Raw genomic sequence first — 12,441 nt, forward strand, 5'->3', positions numbered from 1 at the left:
GCAACGGTCGTTCTCGAGTCGGCGGGCGGGTTTTCGGAGACCGCGTTCAGCAACGACTCCGGGATCTATACGTTCACCGGGGTGCCGATCGGCAATTACCGGGTCTACGCAGAAGGCGACGTCGATTCGGTCGACCTGCTGACGTACCACCCGACAACACTCGACGTCGCTGCGGCGGGGTCGGTAGCGGTGACTGTAGGCGGGACGACGACAGCAAACATCAAGCGGATCAAGTCCTCGACGATCTCGGGAACCGTAACCCGGGGAACAGGGATCGGGTACGTGGCGCAGGTCAACCTGTTCCAGGACGACGGCTGTGCCATTCCTTGCTACCGGCTCGTCGACACCACGATGTCGGAGATCACGGGAGGGGGTGTCTTCACGTTCGCCGGTCTGCACCCGGGCACCTACCGCGTCGGGACGATCCCCGAGCACGAGTACCAGTCCGAGTACTACGACAACGCACGGTCGATCGCCAACGCGACGGACGTCGTGGTCGCGCAGGCAGCGTCGAGGACCGGCGTGCAATTCCTGCTGGACGTGGGGTCCGAGCTCACCGGGAAAGTGACGGACACGCAAGGGACCCCGCTCGTTGGCGCCTCGATCGAGGCGACCAATGCTGCGGGTCTCTCCCGCAGCGGGTCCACCGGCGCGGGAGGTAACTACACGCTCCGCGGCCTGTCCAACGGTGGGTACACCGTCACCGCCACCCTCGCCGGTTACAGCCCGGCGTCGACCAACGTCACGATGGCTGTCCCCAACAGCAAGACCGGCGTGAACATTCAGCTCAACAAGCTCACCGTGGTGAGAGGAACCGTCACGACGCCTTCCGGTGCCACCGCCCCGATCGGGGACGTGACGGCGTACAAGAAGGACGGGAACACCTGGATCCCCACCACCAGCTCCGCGGCGACGTCGTCCGGCGCCTACACGCTGCCGTTGGAGAAGGGCACCTACCGGCTGCTGGCTCGCGCTTTCAACGCGTCGTCCCAGCAGATCGGGCAGGATACGTTCTTCGGCGGCACGACCGACGTGAACGCCGCGACAGACGTGGTGGTCGACACTTACGAGGGCGAGGTCGCCGGTCAGAACATCCAGATCCTGGCGACCGCACCTCCGCCCGTCACCAACACCGGGGTGCCCGTCATCTCTGGGACGCCGCGGATCGGGGCGCCCCTCACTACGACCGCGGGGACGTGGAACCCGGCTGACGTCACGGTCGTGTACCAGTGGAAGGTCGCGGGAGCCAACGTCGGCCCCGACAGTCCCACCTACACCCCGGTCGAGGGCGACCTCGGAAAGACCGTGACCGTGACTGTCACGGCGAGCAAGAACGGCGCGTCGGCAGCAGCAACGTCTCAGGCGACGTCGGCGGTGGTCACGAATGTCGTGGCGAACGTCGTCGCGCCTTCCCTCCCGGCCGGTGCACCGGTTGTCGGGTCCCCGATCGCGGTGAACCCAGGCACCTGGAACCCCGCTGATGTTTCGTTCAACTACCAGTGGCAGGCCGACGGGGCGAATGTCGGCACGGACAGTGCCACCTACACGCCCACGGCCAACGATCTGGAGAAGTCTCTTCGCGTCCAGGTGACGGCGAGTAGGACCGGCTACGTCGCGACCACTCTCGTGACCGCCGTTTCGCCTGCCGTTGTCGCTCCTGTTGTCGGGGCCGTCACCAACACCGGACTGCCCACGGTCACGGGGACCCCGCGGGTCGGGGCGACCCTGACGGCGACTCCGGGAACCTGGGACCCGGCCGATGTCGCGGTCGCCTATCAATGGAAGGTCGCCGGCTCGAACGTCGGTACCGGCAGCTCCACCTACGTCCCGGTGGCGGGCGACGTCGGCAAGACCGTCACCGTGACGACGACCGCATCCAAGGCCGGGGTCTCGGCATCGGCGACGTCGGAGGCGACCTCGGCAGTGGTCACGAACGTCGTGATGAACACGGTCGCTCCGTCACACCCGAGCGGCGCACCGGTCGTCGGTACGCCGATCACGGTGTCCCCGGGCATTTGGAACCCGGGTGACGTGACGCTCGACTACCAGTGGCAGGCGGGCGGCTCGGACGTAGGTGCGAACAGCCCGAGCTACACCCCGACCTCGGGCGACATCGGCAAGACGATCCAGCTGCAGGTCACAGGTTCCAAGACCGGGTACGTCGCCACGACGGTCGCCACCAGCGCGACTCTGCCGGTGGTTGCTGCTGGCGGCACTGTCATGAACACCGGTCTCCCGGCGATCAGCGGGACGCCGCAGGTGGGAGTTGCGCTTACCGCGTCGGGTGGTACCTGGAACCCGACCGATGTGACCCGCACCTTTCAGTGGAAGGTTGCCGGCTCGAACGTCGGAACCAACAGCGACACCTACGTCCCGGTCGTCGGCGACGTCGGCAAGACGATCACAGTGACGGTGGAGGCCAGCAAGAACGGCAGCTCCGCGAGCGCGACCTCCCTGGCGACCGGGCCCGTGACGGCGGCACCTGCCGTCGTGATTCAAAACACCGCCCTGCCGTCGATCTCCGGCCAGCCCAAGGTCGGGAAGGTCCTCGCCGCAGCCCGCGGCACCTGGAGCCCGAACGACCTCACCTACACCTACCAGTGGCTGCGCAACGGCACGGCGATCACCGGGGCCACACGGACGACGTACGCCGTGAACTCGGCCGATCTGGGTCGCAGGTTGTCGGTGCGGGTGATCGCCTCGCGTCCTGGATCGACCTCGGTCCCGAAGGTCAGTGCCGCGACTGGTCCCGTCGCGCGGGGCACGCTCGTCCTCAGCGGCACTGCCCGGGTAACCGGCAAGCTCAAGGTCGGCAAGGTGCTGCGAGCAACTCCGCGCGCTTGTGCGCCGATGGCCTCCGTCAGCTACCAGTGGCTGAGGGCCGGAAAGGCGATCGGCGGCGCACGCTCGGCGACGTACAAGCTAAAGAAGGCGGACAAGGGCAAGAAGGTCAGCGTCCGGATCACCTACGCCCGCGTTGGGTACGTCATCGTGACGCAGACCGTGTTGACCTCGAAGAAGGTTCGCGGCGGCTAGCATCCGGCCATGACCCGGAAGATCCCGCGCGACAAGACCGACGACTACTCCGCCGCTGCCATCGCCGCCCGACAGGAGTTCATCCGCGAGCACACCGGCTCGGCTGCCGAGCACGTCGCGCACTACTCGCTCGATCCCGGCACGCTGCCCGGCAACGTCGAGAACTTCTTCGGCGTGGCCCAGGTGCCGATCGGTCTTGCCGGTCCGGTGCTCATCAACGGTGAGCACGCGCAGGGGGAGTACTTCGTGCCGCTCGCGACGACCGAGGGGACCCTGGTCGCGTCGTACAGCCGAGGCATGAAGCTGTGCCGCGAGGCCGGCGGCATCACGACGACCGTCCTCGACGACAAGATGCAGCGCGCGCCGGTCTTCAGCTTTGAGAGCGCACGGGAGGCGAAGGCATTTTCGGCCTGGCTGACCGACCACTTCGACGAGATCGCGGCCGCAGCGCAGACGACGACCACCTCGGGCAAGCTCATCGAGATCCAGCAGTTCTCGGTCTCCAAGTTGCTCTACACCCGGTTCAATTACACGACCGGCGACGCTGCCGGACAGAACATGACGGGCAAGGCGACCTTCGCGGCGTGCGCCTGGATCAAGCAGAACTACCCGCACGAGCTGCACTTCCTGCTCGAGGGCCAGTTCGCCACCGACAAGAAGACCTCGGTGGTGAACATGCTGCACACGCGCGGCAAGCGCGTCGTCGCTGAGATCACGCTGCCGGCGAAGCTCGTCGAGGAGCAGATGCACGTCAGCACCGACAAGCTCTGGGCGGCGCGCATCCGCGGTCAGCTCGGCTCGATCATGTCGGTGACAAACAACAACGGAAACCACTCCGCGAACGGCATCACGGCGATGTTCATCGCCACCGGCCAGGACGTGGCGAACGTCGCCGAGTCGAGTGCGGCGTACGGGTTCTCCGAGCTGCTGCCGAACGGTGACTTCTACGCCTCGATCACGCTGCCCTCGCTGATCGTCGCTACGTACGGCGGTGGCACCGGTCTGGCCACGCAGCGTGAGTGCCTCGAGATGATGGGGTGCTACGGCAAGGGCGGGGTCTACAAACTCGCGGAGATCATTGCGGCGACGGTGCTGGCGGGAGAGCTGTCGCTAGGTTCTGCAGTCGTGGCTGAGGAGTGGGTGCAGGCGCACGACGACCTGGGGCGAAACCGGCCCTGACGTGGGGCCCGCGGGGGCCTCTCGGCTTGTCTGGCGAAGGTGTCGTTGCGGACGACCGCCCCACCCAGTGCCGTATCCGTTCCGTACACGGTGCGCGCTGCCATCACGAACATCTGCGGCGCTGCCTTCCCGAGAACGCGCGCATGGAAGAGCCATCAAAAACCCACAAATGACACCAAATGCCACCGAGCGGATCGGGTGCATCGTAATGTCACCAGATGAGTCGCATGGAGTACGACGAGGAAGCCAGCAACGAGTTGCATTTCGACGTCGTCCACGAGGTCGACGATGGACCGACGCCGGTTGCTCGCTGGGTTGAGGCGATGCGGCGGCTCAACTCCATCGACGATCCGCTTGCTCGTCGGATCCTGGTTCTTCATAGGGACTGCGGGACCGGAAACGGTGAATGTGACTCTGGTGAGGACGATGGAGTGCCGATGGGCGCGCGCTTCGATTGGGGTTGCGAAACCACCCGGCTCGTTGCGGACCATTTTCAGGTTGCTTTCCCCGAAACTCGACTTCAAGGTCAAGCCACGTAGTCCTCGTACTCCCGCGTCCCGCGGAACGGCATCAGGTGCTGCGCGACGATCCCCTCGGGCACCGTCTCCAGCTTCAGTACGCCGTACTCCTCGGGCCAGCTTCCGTCGCGTGGCAGCTTGAAGCTGCCCATCAACATGTCGACCAGCGGCAGGTGGATCGCGTAGTTCCGGTCCCAGTAGTCGACGTGCCGGGCGTGGTGCCAGTGGTGGTAGCGGGGCAGCACCAACACGTACTCGAGCCAGCCGAACCGGATACCGATGTTCGCGTGGGCCACCACTGCCTGCAGGCCGACCAGAATAACGTAGGCGTTGACCGTCGAGGTCGAGAAGCCGAGCACCAGCAGCGGGAGCAGAACGGTGCTGCGGGTCATCACGGTCTCGATGAAGTGCACCCGCGATCCGGCGAGCCAGTCGAGGTCGCGGCTGGAGTGGTGCACCGCGTGGAAGCGCCACAGCGTGGTGATCCGGTGGTACGCGCGGTGCAGGGTCGCCTGGGCGACGTCCGCCACGAACACCGCGAGCAGGAACTGTGCCCAGCCCGGCATCGACGCCACGACATCTTTCACGCCGGGGACCGCGATCGCACCGGCGACCGCCGAGGTCGACACCGTGACGACGATGAGGATCAGCTGGATCAGGACGTGGCTGAGGAAGAAGTAGCAGACATCCGTACGCCAGCCGGCGCGGAGCACCGGGGTCTGACGGGGAGCGAGGTGTTGCTCGAGGGGGATGAAGACCAGTGCGGAGAACAGCAGCGACAGGATGAACCAGTCCACGCCCAGCGAGTACGGCGTCGCCTCGACCGCACCGACCTGGACGTCAGCGCCACCGAGCAGTACCGCCGCCGTGGCAGCGACGAGCCCGGTCAGCGCCACCCGCCGGTTCTGGTCGCGCAGGAAGGCTGCCGTGCCGAGGACGAACGCGCCCACCAGGCCGATCATCAGCAGCGACCGGGCGAACTCGGTCGTGTAGAGCGCACGGATCTCCTGGCTGGTCAGTGCTTGCGGGAAGTGAAAGCAGAGCACCGCGAGCAGGCTGAGCACACCCAGCAGGCAGGAGGTCGCAGGGAGGAAGAGGCGGTGTCGGATCAACATGCTTCAACGCTAGGAATGTTCACCTGTCCGCGCCTGAGTGCACGTACTCAACTCCTGAGGTTCGCCACTACGCTCACGCCATGAGCGAGCAGACGTTGACGGGTAAGACCGTTGTGGTAACCGGGGCCAGCGACGGGATCGGCGCAGAGGCCGCTAAGGTCCTGGCCGGGAAGGGTGCAAGAGTCCTGGTGACCGGCCGTTCCGCGGAGAAACTCAAGCCCGTCGCCGAGGCGGTCGGTACCGAACCGTTGATCGCGGACTTCGCCCGCTTCGACGACGTACGCCGCCTCGCGGCCGAGGTCAGCGAGCGTGTCGAGAAGATCGACATCCTGCTCAACAACGCCGGCGGCACGTTCGTCCCGTCGAAGAAGACACCGGACGGGCACGAGCCGAACTTCCAGGTGAACCACCTGGTTCCTTTCCTGCTGACCAACCTGCTGCGCCCCAAGCTCGCTGCGGCTGGCTCCTCGTTGGTGATCAACACCGCCAGCATCGGCAACCTGCTGGGCAAGATCGTTCTGGACGACCTCGACTACGAGCACCGTCGCGCGAGCGAGTTCCCGGCGTACGGGACGGGCAAGCTGATGAACATCGTCTTCACGCGCGGGATAGCGCAGAGGTGGACGGGTGACGGGATCGTGTCGGTCGCGGTGCACCCAGGGCCGGTCGGCAGCTCGTTCGGTCGCGACTCCTGGTTCATCGGCCTGCTGTATCGGACGCCGCTGAAACGGTTCGGCACGATCAGCGTTCCTGATGGCGCAGCGCCGCTGGTGATGCTGGCCGAGCGGGGGCCGGACGCGGAGCTGAACGGGAAGTACTTCAGCCGTTTCAAGGTGGACGGCAAGGAGAACAAGCAGGCGTCAGACCAGGCGATCATCGATGGGTTGTGGGAGCGCTCGGCGGAGATTGTGGGGATCTAGTCCTTGGCTCACCAACCTTTGAAGGCAGTCCATCTGTCGGCCGTTGTCGATATCGTGAGGACTCCTGAGCGAGGAGATCAATGAGCGAAGTCGATGGCACTGTTGTGCCTTTGTGGACTCTGTCTACGACCGAGGGTGCGACCACGGTCCCAGTCTTCCCTGACGAGGGCGCGCTGACGGCCGAGAGAGTGGCCGAGCTGCGCTCGGCGCTGGCGGCATTTGCCTCCGCTCCGATGGTGACGCTCGAGGCCCACCCCCTGACGACAAAGCGTGGTCGCTTCAGCGGCCTTCCCTTGGATGCGTTGAGTCCGCTGGCCCAGGAACTTACGCGGCTAGTGGGCAATTCGTCCAAGGTTCCCGCGGTGTCACAGGTAGCTCAGTCCGGCGAGATTCTCTATCGGATGCACGTGCCGGCCAAGGTGGCATCGCAGCTCGGGAGGGGTTTCGTGAAGCCGATGGCGTCCAAAGCGGTCGCTGGCGGAATCTACGGAGACTTGGTCAACAGCGCTGGCAAGAACGTCGTTGCAGCCAAGGCGACATTCGTTCCTGTAGAGGCCGCAGCGGCCGGCGCGACTGGCACGGCGGTCGGCACCGCAGCGGGTACCGCAGCGGCCGGAACGATGACCGTCGCCGCTCCGTTGGTACTCATGGCAGTGGCGGTCGGCGCCAGTGCCTACGCGGACCATGAACGCCAGAAGGCCATCGAGAACATCACCGATCTACTCGAGAAGCTCCACGACGACAGGCTTGAGGCCGAGCGCAGTGAACTCGACGGTTGTCGTGACGCGATTGACAAGGCGACGGCCCTCCTTCTCGATCGCGGCAAGGTTGGGGCATCGCTGGGTCTTGACTCGGCGGTTCACGCGATCAGCACAGCCACGCAGCGAGCCCATACTCGTGTTCTGAAATGGGAAACCGGTCTCGACGACATCCTCGAGGACGGCCACGTTGACGCAGCCGAGCTCGAGGGCGCGCTTCCAGGCATTACGAGCGACGGTGGAGAATTTCATGCCCACCTCGAGATCGCCGCCCTCGCTGTCGCGTTGAAGCGCCGTGTCATCGTCCTTCAAGGCGTCGAGGCGGGTCAGAGCGAGGCCGACAACGCGTTCGAGAACTTCGCGAGGAGCCTTCGCGACGATCAGCAGCGCATCAACGACCTCGAGGAACGTATTACGCGCGTCCTTCGGAGGATTTCGGCAATCCAGTTGAGGACCCCGAAGAGGTTCGTCGACAAGATGATGACCCGCAAGCAGGTCGACAGCCTTCTCGATGCCTCTTACCGGTTGCGCGCCCTGGAGCCGGGCGACGGAAGCAGCGCGACCGGCGACGTCGTCATCGAGATTGAGAAGCATGAGGATGGGACGCTTCTCGTATTGCCGGCCCGGGCCTCCTGAACAGAGGAGCGCAACTGTCGCTTCGCAGGTCGCAGGCGGGCGTCTTGTCCGATCAACAGCGCCCTCCGCGGCGCCTGACAGCCCGCCCACAGACTCCCGCTCCACCTTGAGATGAGACAACGACTCATCAGGAGGAACGGACATGGACAGATCCACACTGACCCGCACCGGCATCGCCGGCGCGGTCGCAGGCTTGGGCCTGGCGGTCGGCGGCATCGCGATCGCCTCGGCCGACGACGCCCCGGACACTAGCTCCACCAGCGCCCACCCAGGCGGTCCCCGCGGAGAGCGCGGTGGCTACGACGCGGCAGCGCTGGCCAAGGCGCTCGGCCTGAAGGAAGCCACCGTCAAGAAGGCGCTCGACGCAGTCCGTGACGAACTGCGTCCCGAGAAGCCGGCTGACGGCACCAAGCCCACCCCGCCGACCGAGGCAGAGCGTGCCGCACGGCAGGCGAAGTTCGTGACGGCGCTGGCCAAGGAGCTCAATGTCTCCGAGGCGAAGGTCAAGACAGCCGTCGCTGCTCAGGAGAAGAAGCTCGAGGCCGCTCGTGAGGAGCGGCGCACCGAGTCGCGCGCCGACCTGGTCACCAGGCTCGACGCTGCGGTGAAGGCCGGCACGTTGACCGAGGCCGACAAGACCTCGGTGCTCAAGGCGTTCGACGCCAAGGTCATCGGCGACGGTCCGGGTGGCGGCGGCTTCGGTGGTGGAGGCCGCGGCGGTCCGCCGCCGGCCCAGTCCGCCAGCTGACTCAGCAGCTCAGGCTCAGAGTGAGGCGACGGCGTCCCGCAACCAGGACGCCGTCGCCTCGTCAGCAGGGAAGAACGTCTCGATCACCAGTTCCGCCACGGTGACGTCCAGCGGCGTCCCGAACGTCGTCACAGTGCTCAGCATCGTCAGCTCGACGTCACCCATCCGCAACCGCAGCGGCACCACGACCTCGCCCGGTCCGTGCATCTCCTCGAGCGGCTGATCGCACGGATAACCCTCGAGCTCGGTGAGCAGGTCCGCGAGCTCCGAGTCAGCAGTCAGTGCGACGTGCCGGCGCAGCCGCCCGATCAGGTGACCGCGGAACTCGCCCAGGTTCAAGATGTTCGGCGCCAGGCCCTCGGGGTGCAGCGCCAGGCGCAGCACGTTGACCGGCGGCGTCAGGAGCTCGGGCGAGACCTGCGAGGCGATGAGCAGGAGCCCGGTGTTGGCCTCGACCAGGTTCCACCAGCGGTCGACGACCACCGCGGGATACGGGTCGTGCCCGGCGAGCAGCTGCCGGATGACCTCGCGGATGGCGAGCATCTGCGGGGAGTGCAGCGAGCCTTCGGGGTAGACCGGAGCGAAGCCTGCCGAGAGCAGCAGCTGGTTGCGGTCGCGCAGTGGCACGTCGAGGTGGTCGGCCAGGTGCAGCACCATGTCGCGACTGGGCTTGGCCCGGCCGGTCTCGACAAAGCTCAGGTGCCGGGTGGACACGTCGACCTGGGAGGACAGCTCGAGCTGGCTCAAGTGCCGGCGCTGCCGCCAGGTTCGGATCAGGTCGCCGAAGGTCTCGGGACTGTCGGTGTCGCTGAACTGTGCCGTCATACCGGGAACGTAGTAGAGCAGAGCGAGACGCGGCCATTACCTGGCAGGTAATCGACGGGACGCGGGACTGCGCCGAAGGTGGTGCCACCAACGACAACTGGAGGTACTCATGCTCAACCTTCGCAACGCTCTCCGCCTCGACGCCGTCGCCTCGGGAGCACTCGGCTTGCTCGTGCTCGTGCTGTTCGACCCGGTTGAGAGCGAGCTCGGGTTCCCGGTGCCGTTCTCGCTGGCAATGGCCGGTGTTCTGCTCGGCTGGGCAGCCTTCGTGGCCTTCGTGTCGGTGAACCAGCACCGCGGCCTGGTGCGCGAGGTCGTCGCCCTCAACGTCGTGTACGTCGTCGCGAGCATCGTCTTCGCCGTCGCCGACTGGGCCGATCTGACCGGACTCGGCGTCGCCTTCGTGTTGGTCCAGGCGGCTGCGGTCGCCGGCTTCACCGTCGCCCAGTACGCCGGCCTCCGCGCCGAGGCTCCCGCCGCCGACCGCGACCTGGTGACGGCGTGACCGCCACGACTCAGGCCCTCGATCCGGGTGCACGCGCCTGGATCGAGGGCGTCATCGCCGCCTCGCCGGTGGGCAAGGCGCTCGGCATCAAGATCGTCGCCGCCGAGGTGGACTGCGTCCGGGTCGGGCTGAAGTTCGACGACGAGCTCACCACGGTCCCCGGCGTCATCCACGGCGGAGTGATCTCGACGCTGATCGACATCGCGGGCGCGGCTGCGTCGGCGTCCGGGCTGACCGCGGCTGATGGGGCTACCGGTGGCGCGACCTCGCACCTCTCGGTGACCTACCTGGCACCAGCTCTCGGTGATCTCGAGGCTGTGGCGACGGTGGTGCACAGGTCACGCTCGATGACGCAGTCCGAGGTAGCGGTGCGGAGCGTGGGCGGTGACCTGGTGGCAGCGGGGCAGGTGTCGAGCCGTATCTTCCACGAGACCGCCCGGTCCTAGAGTCTGAACCGGTTCGATTAAGTCTAGTTATCCGATGTAGAAATGCTCCATGACCGATCTGACCTTCCACTGGTTCCTCCCCACCAACGGCGGCGACGGCCGAAACATCGTCGGTGGCGGCCACGGCGCGGCGATCGAGGCGGGCGACCAGCGCCCGATCTCCGTGCCGTACCTGGGACAGATCGCACGGTCGGCCGAACAGCTCGGGTTCGTCGCAGCGCTCACGCCGGCAGGCGCTTGGTGCGAGGACGCGTGGATCAGTACCGCGATGATCAGTGCCGTCTCGGAGAAGCTGAAGTTCCTGGTCGCGTTCCGGCCCGGTCTGACGGCCCCGTTCTACGCGGCGCAGAGCGCGGTCACCTTCCAGAACATGTCCGGCGGGCGGCTGCTGCTCAACGTGGTCACCGGGGGCGAGGACCGCGAGCAGCGCGTCTACGGGGACTACCTCGACAAGGACTCGCGCTACGAGCGCACCGGTGAGTTCCTCGACATCGTGAACCGCTTGTGGAATGGCGAGGAGGTCACCTACGAGGGCAAGCACCTCAAGCTCGACGCCGCCCAGCTGAACTCGGTGCCGACCGTCCGTCCGGAGATCTACTTCGGCGGCTCTTCGCCGATCGCCCTGGAGGTCGCCGCCGAGCACGTGGACGTCTATCTGACCTGGGGCGAGCCGCCTGCCGCCGTGGCGGAGAAGGTCCGCAAGGTGCAGGAGCACGCCGAGCGGTTCGGGCGCACGCTCCGGTTCGGGATCCGGCTGCACACCATCGCGCGGGAGACCCCTGAGGCGGCGTGGGCCGAGGCCGACCGACTGATCGCGGGGATCTCCGAGGACCAGATCAAGCGGGTTCAGGACCGGCTCAAGAGCAGCCAGTCCGAGGGGCAGCGGCGGATGCTCGAGCTCAACGCCGGCACCAAGGACGGCCTCGAGGTCTACCCGAACCTGTGGGCCGGCGTCGGCCTGATCCGCGGCGGCGCCGGCACCGCGATGGTGGGCAGCTACCAGCAGATCGCCGACCTGATCGAGGAGTACGCCGCCGTCGGCATCTCCGAGTTCGTCCTGTCGGGCTACCCGCACCTCGAGGAGGCGTACTGGTTCGGCGAAGGCGTGCTTCCCGAGCTCGAGCGTCGCGGTCGCTGGACGCACCCGGGCTGAGTTCGCTGCCCGCGAACAGGAATCAGGATTGAGTCGGATCGACTCAACGTTGGAACCAGGTGAACGGCCCGGACAAGGGCCCTGGGACCAAGGAGCACCACCATGAGCAAGACTCCCGCTTTGAATGTGTACCGCGTGCGCAGCAACACCGCCGCCTTCGACGCCCTGGTGAGCCGTGCCTTCGGCCCGCAGGCCGTGGCCGGTCAGTCCAAGGCCGGGTACGCCCCGGCGGTCGAGTCCGAGCGCGACGGCGAGGACCTCGTCCTCCGCCTCGAGCTGCCCGGTGTCGACATCGCCTCCGACGTCAACGTCGAGGTCGTCGACGGACGCCTGGTCATCGACGGCGAGCGCCGCGACCCGCGCGGCGAGGACGCCACCGGCCGCCGGTTCAGCGAGTTCCGGTACGGCGCGTTCAAGCGCACCTTCCGCCTCGGCGGACAGGTCGGCGCCGACCAGGTCTCCGCGTCGTACGACGCCGGTGTCCTGACGGTGCGGGTGGCGAACGCCTACGCGAAGCCGGCCGGTCAGAAGATCGAGATCGCGCAGGGCTGACCTCATCCAACCGGCACCACGAGAGCCCGGTCCGCCAGAACGGTCCGGGC

12 protein-coding genes are annotated in these 12,441 nt (G+C 66.7%); 10 read left to right on the forward strand and 2 right to left on the reverse strand.

The features are described from left to right. Nucleotides 1–81 precede the first annotated feature (81 nt). From ABIE44_RS13955 to ABIE44_RS13965, 3 genes are all read left to right on the forward strand, one after another. Complete coding sequence (locus ABIE44_RS13955; RefSeq protein WP_209716470.1) at nt 82–3,036, forward strand: carboxypeptidase regulatory-like domain-containing protein; 2,955 nt, start codon at nt 82–84, stop codon at nt 3,034–3,036. 9 nt (nt 3,037–3,045) lie between these two features. Next, nucleotides 3,046–4,215, forward strand: a complete 1,170-nt coding sequence (locus ABIE44_RS13960; RefSeq protein ID WP_209716466.1) for a hydroxymethylglutaryl-CoA reductase — start codon at nt 3,046–3,048, stop codon at nt 4,213–4,215. Between the two features lie 227 nt (nt 4,216–4,442). After that, nucleotides 4,443–4,754: a hypothetical protein gene (locus ABIE44_RS13965; protein ID WP_209716464.1), complete on the forward strand. Its 312-nt coding sequence runs from the start codon at nt 4,443–4,445 to the stop codon at nt 4,752–4,754. Here the strand turns inward: ABIE44_RS13965 and ABIE44_RS13970 are convergent. Continuing rightward, nucleotides 4,742–5,848: a sterol desaturase family protein gene (locus tag ABIE44_RS13970; protein ID WP_209716461.1), complete on the reverse strand. Its 1,107-nt coding sequence runs from the start codon at nt 5,846–5,848 to the stop codon at nt 4,742–4,744. The two genes, ABIE44_RS13965 and ABIE44_RS13970, sit on opposite strands and share 13 nt — an antisense overlap. Before the next feature lie 80 nt (nt 5,849–5,928). On the opposite strand from ABIE44_RS13970, the gene ABIE44_RS13975 reads away from it, so the two are divergent. The 3 genes from ABIE44_RS13975 (at nt 5,929) to ABIE44_RS13985 (ending at nt 8,910) form a co-directional block, all read left to right on the forward strand. Next, complete coding sequence (locus tag ABIE44_RS13975; RefSeq protein ID WP_209716459.1) at nt 5,929–6,768, forward strand: SDR family NAD(P)-dependent oxidoreductase; 840 nt, start codon at nt 5,929–5,931, stop codon at nt 6,766–6,768. Nucleotides 6,769–6,848: 80 nt separating this feature from the next. Continuing rightward, the gene (locus ABIE44_RS13980) at nt 6,849–8,162 is read left to right on the forward strand and encodes a hypothetical protein (protein WP_209716456.1); all 1,314 of its coding nucleotides are present in this window, start codon (nt 6,849–6,851) and stop codon (nt 8,160–8,162) included. A 142-nt stretch (nt 8,163–8,304) separates the two neighbouring features. After that, nucleotides 8,305–8,910 carry a hypothetical protein gene (locus ABIE44_RS13985; protein ID WP_209716453.1) on the forward strand — a complete coding sequence of 202 codons (606 nt, stop codon included), beginning with the start codon at nt 8,305–8,307 and terminating at the stop codon, nt 8,908–8,910. A gap of 15 nt (nt 8,911–8,925) precedes the next feature. Here the strand turns inward: ABIE44_RS13985 and ABIE44_RS13990 are convergent, their stop codons facing one another. Further along, nucleotides 8,926–9,735: a helix-turn-helix domain-containing protein gene (locus tag ABIE44_RS13990; protein ID WP_209716450.1), complete on the reverse strand. Its 810-nt coding sequence runs from the start codon at nt 9,733–9,735 to the stop codon at nt 8,926–8,928. Nucleotides 9,736–9,844: 109 nt separating this feature from the next. Here ABIE44_RS13990 and ABIE44_RS13995 point away from each other — a divergent pair, with 109 nt between their 5' ends. From ABIE44_RS13995 to ABIE44_RS14010, 4 genes are all read left to right on the forward strand, one after another. Continuing rightward, complete coding sequence (locus tag ABIE44_RS13995; protein WP_209716447.1) at nt 9,845–10,240, forward strand: hypothetical protein; 396 nt, start codon at nt 9,845–9,847, stop codon at nt 10,238–10,240. Then, the gene (locus ABIE44_RS14000; protein ID WP_209716444.1) at nt 10,237–10,686 is read left to right on the forward strand and encodes a PaaI family thioesterase; all 450 of its coding nucleotides are present in this window, start codon (nt 10,237–10,239) and stop codon (nt 10,684–10,686) included. The genes ABIE44_RS13995 and ABIE44_RS14000 overlap by 4 nt, the downstream gene beginning before the upstream one ends. Before the next feature lie 49 nt (nt 10,687–10,735). Continuing rightward, nucleotides 10,736–11,839, forward strand: a complete 1,104-nt coding sequence (locus ABIE44_RS14005; RefSeq protein WP_209716441.1) for an LLM class flavin-dependent oxidoreductase — start codon at nt 10,736–10,738, stop codon at nt 11,837–11,839. Nucleotides 11,840–11,941: 102 nt separating this feature from the next. Continuing rightward, nucleotides 11,942–12,391, forward strand: a complete 450-nt coding sequence (locus ABIE44_RS14010; RefSeq protein WP_209716438.1) for an Hsp20/alpha crystallin family protein — start codon at nt 11,942–11,944, stop codon at nt 12,389–12,391. Nucleotides 12,392–12,441 lie beyond the last annotated feature (50 nt).

Source organism: Marmoricola sp. OAE513, assembly GCF_040546585.1.
Classification (GTDB): domain Bacteria; phylum Actinomycetota; class Actinomycetes; order Propionibacteriales; family Nocardioidaceae; genus Marmoricola.

Coding starts and splice junctions, on each gene's coding strand:
- ABIE44_RS13960 (WP_209716466.1), top strand. CDS start 3,046: ATGACCCGGAAGATCCCGCGCGACAAGACCGACGACTACTCCGCCGCT.
- ABIE44_RS13965 (WP_209716464.1), top strand. CDS start 4,443: ATGGAGTACGACGAGGAAGCCAGCAACGAGTTGCATTTCGACGTCGTC.
- ABIE44_RS13970 (WP_209716461.1), bottom strand. CDS start 5,848: ATGTTGATCCGACACCGCCTCTTCCTCCCTGCGACCTCCTGCCTGCTG.
- ABIE44_RS13975 (WP_209716459.1), top strand. CDS start 5,929: ATGAGCGAGCAGACGTTGACGGGTAAGACCGTTGTGGTAACCGGGGCC.
- ABIE44_RS13980 (WP_209716456.1), top strand. CDS start 6,849: ATGAGCGAAGTCGATGGCACTGTTGTGCCTTTGTGGACTCTGTCTACG.
- ABIE44_RS13985 (WP_209716453.1), top strand. CDS start 8,305: ATGGACAGATCCACACTGACCCGCACCGGCATCGCCGGCGCGGTCGCA.
- ABIE44_RS13990 (WP_209716450.1), bottom strand. CDS start 9,735: ATGACGGCACAGTTCAGCGACACCGACAGTCCCGAGACCTTCGGCGAC.
- ABIE44_RS13995 (WP_209716447.1), top strand. CDS start 9,845: ATGCTCAACCTTCGCAACGCTCTCCGCCTCGACGCCGTCGCCTCGGGA.
- ABIE44_RS14005 (WP_209716441.1), top strand. CDS start 10,736: ATGACCGATCTGACCTTCCACTGGTTCCTCCCCACCAACGGCGGCGAC.
- ABIE44_RS14010 (WP_209716438.1), top strand. CDS start 11,942: ATGAGCAAGACTCCCGCTTTGAATGTGTACCGCGTGCGCAGCAACACC.